This is a genomic window from Pseudomonas asturiensis (assembly GCF_900143095.1).
In the GTDB taxonomy this organism is placed as follows: Bacteria; Pseudomonadota; Gammaproteobacteria; order Pseudomonadales; family Pseudomonadaceae; genus Aquipseudomonas; species Aquipseudomonas asturiensis.
The window spans coordinates 663,154-679,903 of sequence record NZ_FRDA01000001.1; the positions used below are offsets into that span (position 1 = coordinate 663,154).

Here is a 16,750-nt window from a genome sequence, read left to right on the forward strand (position 1 = left end):
ATCGACCTCCGCGGATGACCGGGTTGATCTTCTGTAATCGCATGAGCCTCCTACCCCCGGGTTTGCCTGCCCACACGCCGCCAGTAGTTAGGCGGTTTCACCGCAACGATTACCTGATGGTGCAGGCTGACACGGGCGGGTTGTTCGTGGTGGCGCACCATTACTTTGAAAACGGTGCTATCAGGCCGTTTTTTGAAGTGCATTGAACACAGGTCAACAACACAGGACATCATGCCGGGACAGGTTGAGTAAATTGCTATGCCTACAGACTATAAAACCTTGAACAGCTTGCAGACCGCCGCGGAGGTCAAGCCGACCTCGATTCCCGCGAGCGTCGAGCGTGCTATAGCCGTGCAGTTTGAATTTCCGGCTACCGCTTAAATGTGCTGCGCGAGTGTGGATCACGAAATCAACTGCCTGGTAGGTGTGGTTTACCAAGAACAACGTGGGCGTTTTCGAGATGGAGCGACCGTTCGAACGTCCTCGCTACGTCGAAGGTTCGAGAGCCACGGATACCACGTCTTCGAAACAAGCAATGGCAGCTCATATGTTGTTTGCGAGTGGGCACCGGACGGAATGAGCCCACGATTTTCTGGCGTACGCCACTAGGCATTTGGGACACGAATGCCGCAAGCCAAGCCGTTAAAGGCCACATGAACGATCAAACGTATTCGGAAACAGCAAAGCTCATAACGGTGCCGGCGAGGTGGTCAAACAGGTGTGCAAATACTCACACCGAGCAATCTCTAAACCACCTTGAAACACAGCAAATTCATAAGTGACCGAGCGATGAAGCTACGAATTTACTCAGACCTGCATAACGAATTTCACCGCTTCGATCCGCCGGCGCTCGACCCCGACGTCGACCTGGTCATTCTCGCGGGAGACATCGACAAGAAAGCCCGTGGCGTGAAGTGGGCAAATGAAACGTTCAGTTGCCCGACCGTGTACATCAGCGGCAACCACGAATTTTATGACGGCCACATCGATCAAACTCTTCAAAAAATGCGAGACGCCGCTGAGCCCCATGTCCATCTGCTCGAGAACCAAAGCATCATCATCAACGGCACTCGCATCTTGGGCACCGCAGCGTGGACGGACTTTTCCGCAACGGGCGACCAGGTGGCTGCCAGCAGGATGGCTTGGGAGTGGATGAACGACTTCAATTACATCCGGGCTGATGCGGGGTACCGACGCCTGAGACCCGATGACCTCGTCACTCGCAACCATGCCGCCAAGGCCTGGCTAGCCCAGCAGCTTGCCCAACCTTTTGAAGGCAAAACGATCGTCATTACCCACCACGCCCCATCACCTGTAGTTGTAGGAACGAAGCATGACGGGCATCTGAATGCGGCTTACACCAACGACTGGCCCAGACTCATCGAGAAAGCGGATTTGTGGGTCTTTGGCCACACCCACGAATATACCGACGTAGAGCTGGGTGGTTGCCGAATTGTTTCGAATCCGCGCGGTTACCCCGGTGAGTCAACGGGGTTTGATCCCTTCTTCGAAATTGATATCTGAGGGGGGGGGTGTGCTTTGAAATCAAACGTTATCTCTTTCGCAGGGCGCGCACCTTCTCGGTCTGAAACGATGAAAAAAGAAAGTATGCCTTGCGAGGTTGTCCAGGCAATGAGTAACGACTGGGGTGTCCTCGTGGATGCTTATCTGTTCAACGCAGCTCGTGTCGGGGATCGCTTTGCAGCAACGGTGTTCTGTGATCGGTCTGGAATGGTTCCCGACGGTGGGACAGTTGCCACCAACCCAGTACGCCTGATCGCTGTCCGGGGGGTGTTCAAGCTCTTTCAAACCTTGGATGGTGCGGATCATTACGTTCTAGTGACGGAACATAACGGGGGAGAGCTACTCGATGGTCGACCAACCAATTACGCAAAGGGGCATCGTGGCGTTGAATAACGCCTCAAGCACTATTTACTGTGACTTACAGATGTCTGTTGCTCAAGCGCGCGAGCTCCATGCTCTTGTTCGAGGGCTAAGTGCTTCAGCGCAACATCCCGGTCTCGAAAGCGTGTTCCGTGATATCGAGGAAGAGTTTGGTCGCTCGGTGAGTAGCTCGTCTGAAAACGTTCGTTAACCAGCGCGCGCCGAGCGTGCGCACTAACAGTCCTTTGGCTATCGCGATATTTGGGGTAGGGCGGGTGACAACGGGGCTTACGTTCCGATGTGCGTGGGCCGAAATTGCCCTAGTTCACTTAAGGATTATTCATGAAGGACTTTGATGTACAGCAAATGATCGGGCCGAGTGTTGTGATGTCTGGACGTGAAATCGAGCTTGAGGATGCGATTCAAGTCACGCGGGAGCAGTTTCCAGACAGCAGTTTTTGCATCGTCGGCGAGTGGGTATGGCTCGATCTGGAAGCGCCTGACCTCGTCATCCAAGAGCTGGCCGCCGAGGGGAAAAAGCCGACAATGTTGCTAGTTTTTAACGTGCTGTTCGACAGTTCATCTACTTCTAGATCGCACTGGTTTCGGTCGACACCGTTGATTGATTTTACGGACGACATGTTTTTTCAAACTGAGTCCAAGGTGTACGTTTTGCTCGGGCATGGGCGTCGGAAATCCATGTCCCTTTCAGCCGTCGTGCGGTTATTCTGAAGGAAAAAGGGAGTCGTAGTGGAAGCGACCTCACCAAGTGCAGTAGGCACCATTGGAGCAGTGGTGTTGGACGCATTCGGAACAATTGTGCGGATCAATCGCCGGTTGAATCCGTATCGCGAGCTCATACGAGAGGGGCGCCGACAAGGCTGTGATCTCACGTCGGAGGGCACTCATTTCATGATGACCACGAACCTTTCGTTGGTCGAGATGGCGTCTCAGATGGGCATCTCTCTCTCGCCATCGAAGCGTCAAGAACTAACACGAGCACTGGAACTGGAACTCGCGTCTATTGAGCCATTTCCCGATGCGTTAGAGGCCATGGCGCGGTTACAAGGCGCAGGCGTGAAATTGGGTATTTGTTCGAATCTGGCCAGCCCATACGGCCCTGTCATCAGAAAACTCTTTCCCAATTTGGATGGCTACGCTTTCAGTTATGAAGTCGGAGTCATCAAGCCTGATCCACTTATCTACAATGCCATTTGTAGCCAAATGGATGTGGAGCCGGGACACCACTTCGGGGGCGAGCGGGGACGCGTATTGATGATTGGTGACTCTAAGAGATGCGACCAGGATGGGCCGAGGTTGATCGGGATGATGGGGCTCCACTTAGATCGTAAAGGTCGTGGGCAAATCTACGACCTTCTGCAATTTGCCGGTCTGGTCATCGACCATAACCGGAAAAGCAGTCCTCATAAGTGATTGGTGAAGACGATGTGGAGCAAGACAACACAGCCATCACGCTACCCAGCTTACAGAGGCGTTGATAGCTGCGCCTGCGAGCGCCAAGGCTTGAAGCTGAAAAAGAGTAAGCTCAGCGGGAAACAGCTAAAAAATAGCCAGGCAATCCCCGTATTTCGGAGTAATAGAGGTGGAATTTACCTTCACTCTAAAGTATGAGTTACAAGCTAGCGACACCGATGCCCTGGTTGAGCGACTGGCAGAGGAGGGGTGTAACGATGCGCTGGTGGGCGTTGGTCAATCCGGGCGCCTTAGTCTTGAATTCGCGAGAGAGGCCGGTAGCGTTAAGGAAGCAGTTGAAAGCGCATTGGAAGATGTCCGCCGTGCTGTACCTGACGCCAAGCTGATTGCAGCGACGCCCGGTCTTGTAGGCCTCTTAGACGTGCCTGAAATCATGGTGGTGTCCCGGCCTCACCTGCGCTAATTGCTCATTAATCACCCCGTGCATGAAGGTCAATGTAAACGTGCGGCCAGTTATCCCTCCGACTAATGCATAAGTGGACGACCATGCGATCATGCGGTGGTTGGTGTCCATCTCTTCTGCTCCCTGTTAGCGAGTAATGAGCCTAAGCCTAACCGAGCTGGCGTTACTGTCCACGCTCAAAAACATTCCGTCAAATGGAGGGAGTGGCGCACTTGGCTGAATAATCATGTTCATCAGCGCGAGCGTTTACTCAATGCCCAAGGCTTCCCAGCGAACGGCAACCTGAGCAAATGAAGCAGCGAAACATCGAACTGACAGCTAGCGAAAAGGTTGTCCGTGAGCCATTGATGCACGAGATGCAGGGCAAAATGACAGATGCCCACCTCGGAGCGATATTTTCTGCTGAAGCGCCTGATGAAGCGTGCCCTGCGGCCGATTTTGACCGTTGTCAAAACGGCAATTTCTTTACCGTTCGTCGCCAAGTCTCCATTTATTTTCGCCCCCCCCACTTGAAAATTTTTAAACGAGACGGAGTTGTTATATTTGAGAGCAAAAGAAAAAGCAGGTTCTGCACTCACGCTGCTTCCTCGGCAGGTCAGCCGGTTTTTGAGGCTTTTCGCTCCAGCTTCTAGCGGTTGGTTGGAGACTTGAAGGCGCAGTTAGGGGGGGCGGGGACATCGGGAATAGGGGAGGTCGCCTCTTTGGCCGATAGGCCGCTGCTTTTCACTTTGGTTTCAAACCCACCGCTTTGAAAAAGCGCCATCGGTGCGTCCGCATCATTTCCAATGTCGTACAACGTGCGTCGTCGCTTGCCAATTGAGGTTTCGTGGATATTGATTTTGAAGGCCGGGTGTGGAAAGAGGCGGCGCTCATTTTCGGTGAGCGGTTGCAAAACCTCGTTCAGGAAGGTATCGCCAGTTTCAAGCGTCAACCTGGACTTGATGAACCCACCAGAATCTATGTGTCTCAGATAGGGCGAGCTGGGTTTGAGGCGCTTGATCGAGCTATGCACGCGCTTGGGAGCTTTGAGAACTCTTGGGATGGCGCTGGCTTCATTGTCGTCCGATCGCGTCTCAGACTGCATCTAAAGCGGCATCTCCAATGGCAGCTGATACAGTCGAAGGGCGCTGCAGATGAAGTCGCTGATGATTATTTCGCAGGCGATCTCGGGCTGTAAAAGTGTGATGGGAAAGCAGTCCTCATAAGTGATTGGTGGAGACCATATGGAGCATGACAACGTACCAGGGCCGCTCACTTCGGAAGAGTTTGACGCAATGATGCGAGAGATGGATGAAGCCCTAGAGTGGATGGTTGACCAGGTCAAGCGCCGCAGGATCGCTCAAGCGTCGTTCCCTTCCACTTTGGAAACCGATATTTAGCCTGTATGTAGCGTTGTGCGTTCGATCCACGTTTGCATCGATCCCGATCCAAAGTTGGCGCTGGGGTGGCTGCGGTGCTTCAAGGTAGAGACCGCCAGATCCGCAGGCCGCGTGGTGGAGTAAGCCGCCTGACCCGGGTCGCCCAGTCAATGGCCGTGAGCTGCAAGCTTCAACCCGATCAAGACTTTTCTGAAGGTAATGGGCGATACCAATGTGCGTCAGGCTAATTCTCGACCAAGTTCGAGGCAGATTTCTTACTCCCAGACAGACGTTGAACATTGAGCATGATCTGTTGGGTAAACGCTCACAATCAAGTCAATCCATTACAGTATGGAACGCGACTATTGGGCGTGGGGAATGAATGCGCAACGATCTGTACCGCCCACGCGTGCTGCTTTAGTCGTTGAAAATCAGCTCTGTTTGCAACGAAGTACTGACGGTTGTTTTATTTTGCTGTATTCGAGCGGCCACCCTCGGCGCTTTCGTAACGACCTCGAAATCAATTCCAAGCTCTTTGAGCACGCCTGAACACCTCAGATCAACCAGTTCGGCTTCTAGTCGATTCAATAGTTCGCGGAGTGGTGCAGGGCTTTCAGTTGCGACCGTGATTGCGATCAAGGTCAGAGGGCTCAAGTCTAGGGTTTGACTGATAGCTTGAAGCTTATCCAGGGTAAGGCTAGATTGCGCGCGTTCGAGTTTGGAAAGGTAAGTGCGACTGCTCGCATCAGAGAGTTGGTTTTGCGTGAGTCCACGACTGTTGCGCATCGCTTTGAGCACGGCGGCGAAAGCTGTCTTTAACGACATTAATCGTTCCTAGAGTGGGGGGCAACCGGATCCTGTCTTGATGGAGTGCTACCCGGCGCGCTATAGCGATTTAGACTAACATCTGCTGTAAGTGCGTTGGTCTATAGTCTGGCAGCTCGCGGATACGCGGGACGGTTTTACGCATGAAAGAACTTGAGCTGATAACACTCTCAGAACCGCGCTTTGAAACTAGAGCCGAGTTTTTCATTGCAGGTCTGGGGGATCGTTTTACCGTCGATAAGAACGAAGGCATCGTCAGCTTGTGGCAAGCTTTCGTGCCTCACATAGGACGAGTTCCAAACCAGGTAAACAGCTGGAATTACGGACTTTGCTGTAATCCTGGAGAGGATGGTAGCTTTGAGTACATTGCCGGCACGGAGGTCTCCCGCGTTGAACGTCTTCCGTCAGCTTTTCGGTACTTCAAAGTTCCAACGCAAAACTATGCTGTGTTCCGACACCTAGGGCACATCTCGACAATCCATAAAACATTTTTCACCATTTTCATTCACTGGATTCCTGGATCTGGTTATGAGCTTGCCGATGCCCCTGAGTTCGAACAGTACAGTTCCGATTTCGAACCGTCTAAAGGCAATGGTTACTTGGATGTCTGGATACCGCTTTCCAGACCCAAGGCACCATAATCGTGGGATCGACCTGTAATTGTTGGAGCTGGGTAGGTGAGTATTCCAGACAGCTCCGCCAACCTCAGGCCTCGGATCGGGAAGGCAATGTGAGCAGGAGGATTACCAACTCTCAGACGTCGATATCTAACCACTGATCACCCCCGAGGGTGGCGCTGACAATCCAGATCAACCGGGATCAATGACGTAGTTCATGCAAATCGCTAACTGGTAAATCGCACCAGCGACGTAGGGCTTCACATCCTCCCGGACGTCTTCACACGACAGTTCTTCTGCGGACAAATGGCATAGCTGATCTATGTCGATGCCCATGGACGCTGCGGTGCTTAGCACAGCGATCAGAGCCTCTCTGGCTTCTCTTGCTTGACTGTCCATAACGACGGTTCCTCCCTGTTCTATCTCAACATAGTCGCCAGTAGCGAAGGCTTCGGATCGATTCGAAATAAACAGAATGCGCGTAATCGCAGTTGTCGATCTCTGCCTTAGCGAATTCGGATTTCACGATTTGCAACAATCCCCTAAGAGGCCAGCGCCCGTTGCGCGTTTGAAATTTGAGCCCCAACTGGTGCAGTTATAATGGCGACCCGGCGTGCCGTGCTGCCCGGCCTTTTACTGTTCACAACCAGAAATCGGCAGTGTCTTTCGATACCCTCCACGCCAATCGCGGGCATCCCGTATTATTCGGGGCTTTGATATCCCAAACCGCGCCGTCACCATCAGCAACCTTGCTGTCGGTCAAGAGTCCAGCCTCCAGCGCCACCTCACAAGGAACGACCGTGAAATTTCCAGGAATACTTGCTGCATCGATTCTGCTCGTCGGCTGCACAAACAGCTCCACCGATCTGCTTACTGACTCAAGGAGTTTTGACGGTGAGATCCGCACAGATTCGAGTGCTGCGGCAGCGTACAGAAATCTTCGGGACGCAAGTCGTCTGTGCCTTGAGCAATCGCCCATGGGCACCCCGGTAACCGTGGAGAGCGAGTTTGACTCAGAGATTCGTGAGGGTCGAATTACCCAACGGATGATCGCCCAAGGTGTGCGGCTGAACCTCTCGATAATCGATATCACAACAGTCTCTGGGGCATCGCCACTGATTAGGCTTTACACCCTAAAAGGACTGAGTGCCGTAGGCACGAAACGTCCTACCCTGGAGGGTGTGAAGAGATGGGTGGCGGGAGATAAATCCTGTTGAGGGCTAAGGCTTCAAGTCCCTGCTCGGGTACCCAGATGTTTGCCGTGTAGCCACGTGATCTCGCCGTTTACGATGACGACATCAATGCCTTCGGCAGGCGCTGTCGAGTTGTCATAGTCCGCCGTGCCGCGCACCGTCATGGCTTTTATTCAGCAAGGCTTCAACTTGTCGTGCACTCTGCAAGAGCTGAATATCGTCTCCGCCAAGGGCGGAGAACATCAGCCCAGTGGGGGCATGGCCGGGGCGATGCATGGGAATGGAAATTGAGCAGCCGTCAAAGACATTGACCAGCCCCGGGTTTCGCAACATCAGGTGATTAGCCCGCAAATAAGCGCCATCGTCTTCAAGACTTCGCAGTGTCGGAGCAACGATGGGAGTGGTCGGCATCAGCAGACAATCGAATCCTGCAAGCGCATGCTGAATGCACTGGATAAAGTGGCGGCGTTGGCGATGGAGGCGTTGGTAGGCATCGGCCGTTATTGCCTCTCCACGGTCAATGCGAGAGCGCACTCTAGGATCATAAAGCTGCCGAGGGAAGGATCGCGCTGCATGCCAGGCCCAAGCCTCGTAGGCCGCAAACCCACCCTCGGCATTGATGGCTTCCACGGCTTTCAGCGCGGGCACAGAGCGGTGCTCAATCTGAACGCCAGCCTCAGACAGGACTTTGAGTGAGTGCTCGAAGTCAGAAACTACCTGATTGTCGGCGTCCACATAGGCCAAGTCCGGTACTAGCATCCTCAAGGCTGATTTAGTTGCAGGTGCGACAGTCGCCGCAGATTTGCCCGCCATGATCTTGAACAGGATGCTGCAACACTCGACGCTATTGGCCAGCGGCCCGACGCTGTCCAGGGTGATCGAGAGCGGAAGTACGCCCTCAAGGCTGATGAATGAGGCCGTGGGTTTGTAGCCTACTACGCCGCAGAGCGCAGCCGGGATTCGGCACGACCCCCCTGTATCGGTGCCGATGGCGCCGTAGACCAGTGCGTCGCTCACAGCCACCGCGGCACCCGAAGACGAGCCACCCGGCACCCTGCCTGTTTCACGCTCGAATGGATTCAGCGGCGTGCCAAGGTGCGGGTTGATTCCCAATCCTGAGTAGGCGAACTCGGTCATGTTGGTGCGGCCTAGCACCACGAACCCGGCAGCTTTCAGCCGGGCAACGGATGGAGCATCGACCGGAGCGGGCTGGGTCATGTCCAGCATCACCGAGCCCGCGAGCGTCTGCTCGCCGCATAGATCGATATTGTCCTTTATGCAAATCGGTATCCCTGCATAGGGGCTGGCTACCGTACCCAGGCGACGCTGTTCGTCCAAGTGGTCGGCGGTTTTCAGAGCACTGTCGCGGTATACGCTGCGAAAAGCTCGCGAACCCTGCCCAAACGGATCCGTGATTTGAGCCAGACAGGCCTCAACCAGTTGCCGACTGGTGATTTGCCCGTGGCCCAAACGCAACGCCAACTCGTTTAATGTCTGCTTCATGACCTAGCCTCGCACTTTTCGGCCGTAAGGCGGGGGAGCGACACTATGAAACGCGGCATCAAGCGCACAGGCTGTTTCAGCCAGTAACACCGCAGTCTCTGGTATCAGCCGACCCATGGTGATGAACCCGTGGATTTGGCCAGGGAAATGTCGACGCGTTACCGCTACGCCTGCGTCCTGTAAACGTTGGCTGTAAGCGGCGCCTTCATCTTCCAGAGGGTCGCAACCGCAGGTCACAACGTAGGCCGGGGGAAGACCGCTCAGGTCGGGCGCAAGGAGCGGTGAAACACGCCAGTCCAGACGGTCTTCTTCACTGCGCAGATACTGCTGTTGTGTCCACCGCAATGTAGCCGCCGTCAGCGGAGGCTCGTCAGCCAACTCTGCCAGTGAGGCGTGTTCTTCGCGGAAATCAGTCGCAGGGTAAATCAGCACCTGTAACGCCAGAGGTGGATGCCCGGCATCGCGCGCCATCAATGTTGCGACACAGGCAAGGTTGCCCCCAGCGCTATCGCCGCCAATGGCGATTTTGTTTGCATCAACACCCAGTTCGGCTGCTTGCTGATGAACAAACGTCAACGCTGCGAACGCATCCTCGGTCGCAGCAGGAAACTTGTGCTCAGGTGCCAACCGGTAATCCACGGCAATTACGATGCAGCGGGCAAGGCTGGCCAGGCTGCGGCAAACGCTGTCGTGTGTATCAAGGTCGCCGACGACCCAACCTCCCGAATGAAAAAACACCAAGGCCGGCAGCAATTCGCCCGTCGCAACGTTAAGACCTCGGTACAGGCGTAGCGGGATTGAGCCCCCCGGGCCAGGCGCCGTCAGCGCTTCCACTGAAGCAATGGTTGGAGGCTCCGCGTTCAGGTTGCGGCGGCTGATTCGAAATGCTTCCCGCGCCTGCTCAGCAGTGGGAACGCCAGTTGCAATCGGCGCCTGGCGCATCAAGGCGACAACCCTGGCTGCACCAGGATCAAGTGTTCTGCGTTGAAATTCGCTCATATGCGCACCTGGGCGATGGCTTCGATTTCGACGAGTGCGTTGGTTGCTGCTAACCCGGCAATAACAGTCGAGCGGGTGGGCTTGTGGGCACCGAAGGCTTGCGCATAGGCTTCGTTGAACGCCAGGAAGTCGTCGCTGTTGGTGATAAATACCGTTGTTTTTACGATGTCCTGCAGGTCAAGCCCGTGCGGGCGCAGTACCTGTTGCAGGCGGGCAATCACAACACGGGTTTGTTCGCCAATATCGCCGTTGATAACGCCGGTTTCGTCGAACGCCAACTGGCCAGAGGTGAAGACAAGATTATCGGCGCGCAAAGACGGAGAGAGATGGGGCGTTGTCATGGTTGTTCCTTGGTGAGGTTTGATGGGTTTGGAAACGGCGCAAGGCAACGGGCAATCACCCGATCATTCGAAATGCCAAGCGTATCCACGGGTTGAGTGCTGTACTCGCCCCGCAGAAGAACCCGCGAAATGAGAGCTGAAGTACAGGGCGTTATGGTCGGCAAGAAAGCCCAGCATCCACTGTCTCGAGCGATTGGCAGCTTCTGGTAAATCGCAGAAACATGATGCCCAATTCGGGTGACCGACCTGGATGGGATGGTGCATGACGTCGCCGCCAAACATCGCAACGTCGTCCCCCGACTTCATGGAAATGGACATGTGCCCAACGCTATGACCGGGGGTAGGGTGGAAGTAAAACTCATCGAGAAAAGCGCCCCCTTCAGGCTCAATCATCACCGCCTGACCCGACGCAATGACCGGCATTACACTGTCGACAAAGGCGCTGTAACCGATGGTTTGGCGGCCGGTTTCACTGAGGAAGTAGTCGTACTCGGTTTTTGGGAAAACATACTTGGCATTGGGGAATGTTGGCACCCATTGGCCATCGACCCAGTGTGTGTTCCAACCAATGTGGTCGATGTGCAGGTGGGTAAGCAGGACGTAATCAACATCCTCTGGCTTTACGCCTGCTGCTTCTAGGCGTTCAAGCCAGGGTTCGTCCAGGTGGTGGAAAATGGGTAGCTCTGGCCGGGGTTTGGCATTGCCTACTCCGGTATCAACCAACACCGTATAATTGCCGGTTTTAATGACCCATGTATGAACACTGATGACGAGCTTTTGCGCGTACGCATCGAGGTGTTCGGGTATCAGCCAATGACGTTGATCGGTGATTTGAGTGTCGTCCCACAGCGGAAGCAATGCGTTGGGCGCGAAGTCATCAAACAGCTTCTCCATCACCTTGGTGATGCTGGCAGAACCCACCGTGTAGTGTTTCGTAATCATGATATAGTCTCGTTGATACCGATTGGTCTCATATTGATACCGATCGGTATCTTCGTCAAGAGGAACCGATGAAAAGAGATCCTGAAAAGCTCCCGCCACGGGAGCGCATCCTGGCTGCAGCAGACGAGTTGTTTTATCGCGACGGTATCCGTGGCGTAGGTGTTGAGGCCATTGCTGCCCGCGCGGGCACCACGAAAATGGGCATCTATCGGCACTTCGCCAATAAAGATGCTTTGGTAGCTGAGTGGTTGCGTCTTGAGTCATTGGCCTATGCCGACGTACTCGACCAGTTGAAAATCCACCACCCAGAAGATCCCAAAGCCCAATTACTCGGCTGGGCGCATTTTATCGCTGGACGTTTGGCCGCCGATGCTGACAGGGGGTGCGCATTCGCTAACTCAGTCGCGGAGCTACCGGACAAATGCCATCCTGCTCGCGCGGTGATTGAGGCTCACTCCAAAGACTTGAGTGAACGCTTGACTGCTCTTTGTTCGCAGGCCGGAATCGACGATCCTGAAAACACGGCCAACGAGATTCTCTTTATTCTCGACGGTGCACAACTTGCAGCCCAAAGCCGGGGTGACGCGGAAAAGGTCGGGAAGCGATTGATCAGCATCGTTACTCGGATGCTGGAATAACCGATCTCTATTTGCTCGCTATGAGGGTGTAAGAACTTAGGCCTTACCCTTCGAGAACTGACTAAACAAGACGCTCCTGCTTTATTGGCAATCCATGGCGATGCCGACACGATGAAGTGGTTTGGAGCAGAACCAACCCCATCGTATCGACCATTGGCGACAATCGTTATGCCTCCGTTACGAGGTCGTCTGACCAGGCTGCCGCGATTTTGCCGAAGGAGGACAAATGGCCCTCGGTCTGAGCGGCTGAGTCCCAACTCATCCAGCAAGCGAACCATGGATTGCTTGTCTGTCTCTGAGTAGGTCTGTTGGCCGAGCAAACCATTGAGCTTTGCGAAACGCTCCAGCGTTGGTTTGCCCTCAGCCGGTTCCTCTAGGTTCATTGCTTTGGCGCGGTTGAAAAGGTTTTCAACGTTGTAGGTGGCAAGTCTGATTGGCGATCCTCGGGCTTTGGCGTTGCCCTGCACTCATTGCATCGAGGCCGGCCTTGCACCAAGTGGATACGATGAGGTGAATCCCGTAAAGCCGGAGGCCCTCGAGGGTTCAGGTGATCAGGGGCATCGATGGCGTTAGTACGAACTTTCCAGATAATTGAATTCTGTGGTCTGTATCAAGACGAAATAAAAGTGACAAAGGGATTCGCTGGATTTGTTGCTAGTCTGCATTGCACATTTATGACGGGAAGGTGCCGCATGTCCTTTGTGAACAGGTACGTTGCTGAAATCCTGAAATTACAGGTCTCTCTTTATCATGCCCGAGCAAGGCTGGAGTCAGATACTGATCCTGAGGCGCTGCATGATCTGAGGATTTCGGTACGCCGCATTCGTAGCCTCTTGGCTCCTGTTCGAAATGTCGAGGGGATGGCTCCACTGCGTATTGCAGCTGCGGAGGTAGGGCGCCTGACGACTCCAGTGCGAGATCTGGAGGTGATGATTCACGAACTCACCGAAAGGGGCATGGATGCTGAGGCCAATCGCCGGCGATCCAAGCTACGTCCGGGCTATGAGGCCGCTCTCGTTTCGAGCGAAATGAAGGCGCTTTTTACTCAGTTGGATGCGTGGCCACCTGCATTGCGCTCGTCTTCATTGGCGAACACGCGCGGCGGATTTGAGCAGCGGATCCGAAGGGCGCTCACCAAGCAGGTGGATCGGCTTCACTTTGCTTTGAATGATCCTGATTTTGACCGCCATGAGCTGCGGATATTGGTCAAGCGCACGCGATATTTGACCGAATCCTTTGCTACAGTTTCTCCGCTCAGCAAGAAAGCTGCTTCCTCGCTGAAGTCGGTACAGTCGGCTTTGGGATCGTGGCACGACCACCACCAGTGGTGCCTAAAGGCCGATATTGAAACCGACCTGAAGCCTCTCGCACTTGAATGGGAAGAGGCTTCAATCAAGGCCCTTGATGCAGCGGAGTCCAAATTGCAGGTGCTATCCACGCTCCTGCCGAAGGTGTCTACCAAGCAGCAGGATGCTCGGCAGCCTGTTACCGCTTAGCAAATTCCGGTTGTCAGCATCGGGTCACTGGAGGTCTACTCGGGTAAGCGGGCAGGTAACTCATGAGGTGCATTGATGCGGCTTCTTAGTGTGTCGACAAAGGCGGCTGCTTCGAACTCGGTGCTGAAAGTGACCGGGTAGCTGTCCAGCATAACTAGCCAATCTGTACCTACTGCTGCTTTCTCAATTGCGATGCTCACGATACGTTACTCCTTGTCGTTCCAGCCAACACTTGGCTGAAACAATGGCTTGATAGTCTTCCGATCCGCCGGATCGACCACCCATTTAAAAGCATTTTCATCAAAAGAAAATGATGGCTGATCGCCCTCGGATCAGCCGTCTAAATAATAAAAACGTCAGGAGGCTACACATGAGCTGCCTAATTTGTGCAGGCTATGCAGAGACCATTGAGGCCCAGGATTGGGAAGAACGCAGATGTGATCGCTGTGGCATTACAGAATGTCCAGGCCGCTCATATTGTGCCTGATGGAGCAGGGTCAGATATTCGATGTAGACAAGATGCGCGTATGGCTCCAGTCCAAGCGCTCTGCAGAAGCTGTACCTACTGTTGAGCTGCATGAGGCATTGCTGAGGGTTTGATTGGCATCGAAGCTCAAATCCTGCCAGGTCACTGACCTAGCCGGCCTGGGTGCATCCCGCAGCATCGTCCCGGTCGTGCGCCAGCGGCTACCTTTAGCTCGACGCTGCTCTATTGGTCATGAGTTGCCTCGTCGGCCTTGTCGCTGAACTTCCCGAAACAGCGGATGGTCATCATATCGACACGTGCATAGCGCACTGTCGTCGAAGAGCATTTGCCGACCCGGCTTTCCGAATGAATGCACAGTTTGAAGGGATCACTCATGGGCGCAATGGAAGCAGTTACCTCCAAGCACAAGGATCTGAAGAGACGTGCGACGGTGATCTGTAGCCACGAGGAAGAAATCCTGTTTGTGCGCAAGCGAAACGCCAAATGGAATCTACCAGGCGGTCGCGTTGAGAAAGGCGAGACACCCCTGCAGGCGACAATGCGTGAAATGGCTGTGAAATGGCTGAGGAGACGGGGCTGACGTTCGATCAGCTATCTTATGTTTCTGAGTACGCAGACGACAGAGCTATTCACTTCCTGTTCGAAGCCCGGCGCGCAGAGAACCAGAAGCCACGCGCTTCAAACGAAATTGATGACTGTCGCTGGTTCAACGCAAAAGATCTGGGCAAGCGAAATGTTCGGGGATCAATTCGCACTCTGCTCAAGCGCTGCGATACAGGCATCGAAAATAGCGCAAGGGCCGGCATAACCAGTTAGATCTGAGCAATCGCCCCCAACCGTCTAGAGTTGACCCTGCATCACATTGATACATGGCTCAAGTGCCAGCCGTGTTGGGGGAATCTGGATGCCCCTAGACCTCAGGCACGCTTGAGCGCTGAGTCAGCCACTTGGGCGTGAATCCCTTCCACGTACTGAGCTTTCAGGTCTTCCGCCATCGGGCCCAGTATAGGGTTGCTTTCGAACCTCTTTAGCCGTGCGTCTATCGCCAGGACTACGTGTTCAATAGCCGCATCGATACTTTCCCGCTTGCGGGGATCGAAGCTGATTTTTTCCAGCTCATGATCCAGAGCTTTGAGTACCGGCTCAGCTTCCCGCATCTGAATCCGAATTGCGTCTAGTGTCTGCAAAACGCCTGACCTCCTGTCTGTGATTCCCGATTCTCTCACATCCAAAAACTCGAATTATGAAACCTGCAATCATGTGTCCTTGGCGGGATGCGGAGTGTGTAAGCTAGCTGAAATATAAAGTTCACCAAAGCAGTCGTTCGATCAAAATGACATATTGATAAACTGGAGTCTTTTGCCACCGGAGGGCTCACATGCGTCGCGTTGTTTTCAATCAGAAAGGTGGTGTGGGTAAGTCGAGCATCGTGTGCAACCTGGCCGCTGCAAGCGCGATGGAAGGTTACCGAACTCTGATGGTCGATCTTGATGCCCAAGCGAACTCCACCCACTACCTGACAGGCTTAACAGGCGACGACGTACCGGTAGGCATCGCTGACTTCTTCAAGCAAACGCTGTCTTCAGGGCCAGCGGCCAAGAAAAATCGCGTTCACATCTTTGAAACCATTTACGACAATTTGCACATCGTTACGTCCAGCAGTGAGCTAGCCGACCTACAGCCAAAGCTCGAGTCAAAATTTAAAATCAACAAGCTGCGTCGGCTGCTAGAAGAGCTTGCACAGGACTACGACCGGATTTACATCGATACGCCTCCCGCGCTGAATTTCTATACGTTCAGTGCTCTGATTGCGTCCGATGCCGTGCTCATCCCATTTGACTGCGATACGTTCGCCCGCCAGGCCCTTTATCAAGTGTTGGCCCAGATTGAAGAGCTTAAGGCCGACCATGATGAAACATTGGTCGTTGAAGGCATTGTCATCAATCAATATTCCAACACTGCAGGCCTGCATCGAGTCATGGTCGAAGAGTTGCTAGCGGAAGGTCTTCCAGTGCTCCCGGTCTACCTGAGTAGCTCAGTCAAGATGCGTGAGTCTCACGAGCTATGCCGACCTTTGGTTCACCTCGACCGTCGCCATAAACTGACGAGGCAGTTCGTTGACCTATTGCATGCTTTGGAAGAGACGCAATACTGATTGATAGGGACGACTTTAGTTGGCGTCCAGCAGTCCAATATGCGAAAGAAGTTAGGCAATTTCTTATCTCTAAGGAATCTCCGAACAAGTCCCAAGATGTGCTGAAATACGCCTGACCACCTGATCCGAGCCGCCCATGAGCCAGATGAGCTTTTCCGATTTCGAATATGCCGGCAAGCGTAAGCAGACACGCCGCGAACGTTTTCTCGCCGAGATGGATCAGGTCGTGCCCTGGACAGGTCTACTGGGCCTGATCGAGCCGTTCTACCCCAAGGCCGGCGGTGGTAGAAAACCTTATCCTCTGGAAACCATGCTGCGCATTCATCTGTTGCAGAACTGGTTCTCCCTGAGCGACCCGGCCATGGAAGAAGCGCTCTACGAAATCACGCCCATGCGCCAGTTTGCACGCCTGACC

The 16,750-nt window shown here is 54.0% G+C and carries 22 protein-coding genes and 1 pseudogene; 13 read left to right on the forward strand and 10 right to left on the reverse strand.

Annotated features, from left to right (window positions below; all coding sequences use genetic code 11):
* The first annotated feature begins 789 nt into the window (after window positions 1–789).
* From BUB69_RS02985 to BUB69_RS03005, 5 genes and pseudogenes are all read left to right on the forward strand, one after another.
* Entirely contained in the window at window positions 790–1,524 is a 735-nt protein-coding gene (locus BUB69_RS02985; RefSeq protein ID WP_073162208.1) for a metallophosphoesterase, read from the forward strand.
* Window positions 1,525–1,593: 69 nt separating this feature from the next.
* Entirely contained in the window at window positions 1,594–1,917 is a 324-nt protein-coding gene (locus BUB69_RS28155) for a hypothetical protein (RefSeq protein ID WP_175561635.1), read from the forward strand.
* Window positions 1,918–2,226: 309 nt separating this feature from the next.
* On the forward strand, window positions 2,227–2,616 hold the full coding sequence (locus tag BUB69_RS02995; protein ID WP_073162210.1) for a DUF6957 family protein: 390 nt from the start codon (window positions 2,227–2,229) through the stop codon (window positions 2,614–2,616).
* 18 nt (window positions 2,617–2,634) lie between these two features.
* Window positions 2,635–3,318 (forward strand): HAD family hydrolase, encoded by a 684-nt coding sequence (locus BUB69_RS03000; protein ID WP_073162211.1) that lies wholly within the window; start codon window positions 2,635–2,637, stop codon window positions 3,316–3,318.
* A gap of 169 nt (window positions 3,319–3,487) precedes the next feature.
* Window positions 3,488–3,778, forward strand: a pseudogene (locus BUB69_RS03005) (DNA-binding protein); the annotation flags it as partial.
* 236 nt (window positions 3,779–4,014) lie between these two features.
* Here the strand turns inward: BUB69_RS03005 and BUB69_RS28395 are convergent.
* Window positions 4,015–4,359, reverse strand: a complete 345-nt coding sequence (locus tag BUB69_RS28395; RefSeq protein ID WP_141121810.1) for a hypothetical protein — start codon at window positions 4,357–4,359, stop codon at window positions 4,015–4,017.
* 50 nt (window positions 4,360–4,409) lie between these two features.
* Entirely contained in the window at window positions 4,410–4,865 is a 456-nt protein-coding gene (locus tag BUB69_RS28400; RefSeq protein WP_141121811.1) for a hypothetical protein, read from the reverse strand.
* Window positions 4,866–5,004: 139 nt separating this feature from the next.
* Here BUB69_RS28400 and BUB69_RS28780 point away from each other — a divergent pair, with 139 nt between their 5' ends.
* Window positions 5,005–5,160: a hypothetical protein gene (locus tag BUB69_RS28780; RefSeq protein WP_175561636.1), complete on the forward strand. Its 156-nt coding sequence runs from the start codon at window positions 5,005–5,007 to the stop codon at window positions 5,158–5,160.
* Between the two features lie 396 nt (window positions 5,161–5,556).
* On the opposite strand, the gene BUB69_RS03020 is transcribed toward BUB69_RS28780, so the two are convergent.
* On the reverse strand, window positions 5,557–5,964 hold the full coding sequence (locus tag BUB69_RS03020; protein WP_073162215.1) for a helix-turn-helix domain-containing protein: 408 nt from the start codon (window positions 5,962–5,964) through the stop codon (window positions 5,557–5,559).
* Window positions 5,965–6,107: 143 nt separating this feature from the next.
* Here BUB69_RS03020 and BUB69_RS03025 point away from each other — a divergent pair, with 143 nt between their 5' ends.
* Complete coding sequence (locus BUB69_RS03025) at window positions 6,108–6,605, forward strand: GyrI-like domain-containing protein (RefSeq protein WP_073162216.1); 498 nt, start codon at window positions 6,108–6,110, stop codon at window positions 6,603–6,605.
* Between the two features lie 168 nt (window positions 6,606–6,773).
* Here the strand turns inward: BUB69_RS03025 and BUB69_RS03030 are convergent, their stop codons facing one another.
* From BUB69_RS03030 to BUB69_RS03055, 5 genes are all read right to left on the reverse strand, one after another.
* Window positions 6,774–6,980 (reverse strand): hypothetical protein, encoded by a 207-nt coding sequence (locus BUB69_RS03030; RefSeq protein WP_073162217.1) that lies wholly within the window; start codon window positions 6,978–6,980, stop codon window positions 6,774–6,776.
* 929 nt (window positions 6,981–7,909) lie between these two features.
* Window positions 7,910–9,277, reverse strand: coding sequence for an amidase (locus tag BUB69_RS03040; RefSeq protein WP_073162219.1), 1,368 nt, complete (start codon window positions 9,275–9,277; stop codon window positions 7,910–7,912).
* A 3-nt stretch (window positions 9,278–9,280) separates the two neighbouring features.
* Complete coding sequence (locus BUB69_RS03045; protein WP_073162220.1) at window positions 9,281–10,276, reverse strand: alpha/beta hydrolase; 996 nt, start codon at window positions 10,274–10,276, stop codon at window positions 9,281–9,283.
* Window positions 10,273–10,617: a RidA family protein gene (locus BUB69_RS03050; RefSeq protein ID WP_024667911.1), complete on the reverse strand. Its 345-nt coding sequence runs from the start codon at window positions 10,615–10,617 to the stop codon at window positions 10,273–10,275. The genes BUB69_RS03045 and BUB69_RS03050 overlap by 4 nt, the downstream gene beginning before the upstream one ends.
* A gap of 63 nt (window positions 10,618–10,680) precedes the next feature.
* On the reverse strand, window positions 10,681–11,559 hold the full coding sequence (locus BUB69_RS03055) for an MBL fold metallo-hydrolase (RefSeq protein ID WP_073162221.1): 879 nt from the start codon (window positions 11,557–11,559) through the stop codon (window positions 10,681–10,683).
* A gap of 68 nt (window positions 11,560–11,627) precedes the next feature.
* On the opposite strand from BUB69_RS03055, the gene BUB69_RS03060 reads away from it, so the two are divergent.
* Both BUB69_RS03060 and BUB69_RS03070 read left to right on the forward strand, forming a co-directional pair.
* Complete coding sequence (locus BUB69_RS03060; protein ID WP_073162222.1) at window positions 11,628–12,197, forward strand: TetR/AcrR family transcriptional regulator; 570 nt, start codon at window positions 11,628–11,630, stop codon at window positions 12,195–12,197.
* A gap of 692 nt (window positions 12,198–12,889) precedes the next feature.
* A complete protein-coding gene (locus BUB69_RS03070) occupies window positions 12,890–13,693 on the forward strand; it encodes a CHAD domain-containing protein (RefSeq protein WP_073162223.1) in 804 nt (267 codons plus the stop codon).
* Window positions 13,694–13,728: 35 nt separating this feature from the next.
* Here the strand turns inward: BUB69_RS03070 and BUB69_RS28785 are convergent, their stop codons facing one another.
* Window positions 13,729–13,893 (reverse strand): hypothetical protein, encoded by a 165-nt coding sequence (locus BUB69_RS28785; RefSeq protein WP_175561622.1) that lies wholly within the window; start codon window positions 13,891–13,893, stop codon window positions 13,729–13,731.
* A gap of 660 nt (window positions 13,894–14,553) precedes the next feature.
* On the opposite strand from BUB69_RS28785, the gene BUB69_RS29275 reads away from it, so the two are divergent.
* Window positions 14,554–14,760, forward strand: coding sequence for an NUDIX domain-containing protein (locus tag BUB69_RS29275; protein ID WP_281250888.1), 207 nt, complete (start codon window positions 14,554–14,556; stop codon window positions 14,758–14,760).
* Entirely contained in the window at window positions 14,739–14,996 is a 258-nt protein-coding gene (locus BUB69_RS29280) for an NUDIX domain-containing protein (protein WP_281250890.1), read from the forward strand. Before BUB69_RS29275 ends, BUB69_RS29280 begins: the two co-directional genes overlap by 22 nt.
* Window positions 14,997–15,097: 101 nt before the next feature.
* Here the strand turns inward: BUB69_RS29280 and BUB69_RS03080 are convergent, their stop codons facing one another.
* Window positions 15,098–15,367 (reverse strand): hypothetical protein, encoded by a 270-nt coding sequence (locus tag BUB69_RS03080; protein ID WP_245825252.1) that lies wholly within the window; start codon window positions 15,365–15,367, stop codon window positions 15,098–15,100.
* Window positions 15,368–15,558: 191 nt separating this feature from the next.
* On the opposite strand from BUB69_RS03080, the gene BUB69_RS03085 reads away from it, so the two are divergent.
* Both BUB69_RS03085 and BUB69_RS03090 read left to right on the forward strand, forming a co-directional pair.
* The gene (locus BUB69_RS03085) at window positions 15,559–16,335 is read left to right on the forward strand and encodes a ParA family protein (RefSeq protein WP_073162224.1); all 777 of its coding nucleotides are present in this window, start codon (window positions 15,559–15,561) and stop codon (window positions 16,333–16,335) included.
* A 136-nt stretch (window positions 16,336–16,471) separates the two neighbouring features.
* Window positions 16,472–16,750: transposase (locus tag BUB69_RS03090; RefSeq protein WP_141121812.1), on the forward strand; the 279-nt coding region annotated here is incomplete at its 3' end.

Coding starts and splice junctions, on each gene's coding strand:
- BUB69_RS02995 (WP_073162210.1), top strand. CDS start 2,227: ATGAAGGACTTTGATGTACAGCAAATGATCGGGCCGAGTGTTGTGATG.
- BUB69_RS03060 (WP_073162222.1), top strand. CDS start 11,628: ATGAAAAGAGATCCTGAAAAGCTCCCGCCACGGGAGCGCATCCTGGCT.
- BUB69_RS03040 (WP_073162219.1), bottom strand. CDS start 9,277: ATGAAGCAGACATTAAACGAGTTGGCGTTGCGTTTGGGCCACGGGCAA.
- BUB69_RS03020 (WP_073162215.1), bottom strand. CDS start 5,964: ATGTCGTTAAAGACAGCTTTCGCCGCCGTGCTCAAAGCGATGCGCAAC.
- BUB69_RS03055 (WP_073162221.1), bottom strand. CDS start 11,559: ATGATTACGAAACACTACACGGTGGGTTCTGCCAGCATCACCAAGGTG.
- BUB69_RS29280 (WP_281250890.1), top strand. CDS start 14,739: ATGGCTGAGGAGACGGGGCTGACGTTCGATCAGCTATCTTATGTTTCT.
- BUB69_RS28155 (WP_175561635.1), top strand. CDS start 1,594: ATGAAAAAAGAAAGTATGCCTTGCGAGGTTGTCCAGGCAATGAGTAAC.
- BUB69_RS03085 (WP_073162224.1), top strand. CDS start 15,559: ATGCGTCGCGTTGTTTTCAATCAGAAAGGTGGTGTGGGTAAGTCGAGC.
- BUB69_RS03025 (WP_073162216.1), top strand. CDS start 6,108: ATGAAAGAACTTGAGCTGATAACACTCTCAGAACCGCGCTTTGAAACT.
- BUB69_RS28400 (WP_141121811.1), bottom strand. CDS start 4,865: ATGCAGTCTGAGACGCGATCGGACGACAATGAAGCCAGCGCCATCCCA.
- BUB69_RS29275 (WP_281250888.1), top strand. CDS start 14,554: ATGGGCGCAATGGAAGCAGTTACCTCCAAGCACAAGGATCTGAAGAGA.
- BUB69_RS28780 (WP_175561636.1), top strand. CDS start 5,005: ATGGAGCATGACAACGTACCAGGGCCGCTCACTTCGGAAGAGTTTGAC.
- BUB69_RS03030 (WP_073162217.1), bottom strand. CDS start 6,980: ATGGACAGTCAAGCAAGAGAAGCCAGAGAGGCTCTGATCGCTGTGCTA.
- BUB69_RS03050 (WP_024667911.1), bottom strand. CDS start 10,617: ATGACAACGCCCCATCTCTCTCCGTCTTTGCGCGCCGATAATCTTGTC.
- BUB69_RS03070 (WP_073162223.1), top strand. CDS start 12,890: ATGTCCTTTGTGAACAGGTACGTTGCTGAAATCCTGAAATTACAGGTC.
- BUB69_RS03045 (WP_073162220.1), bottom strand. CDS start 10,276: ATGAGCGAATTTCAACGCAGAACACTTGATCCTGGTGCAGCCAGGGTT.
- BUB69_RS02985 (WP_073162208.1), top strand. CDS start 790: ATGAAGCTACGAATTTACTCAGACCTGCATAACGAATTTCACCGCTTC.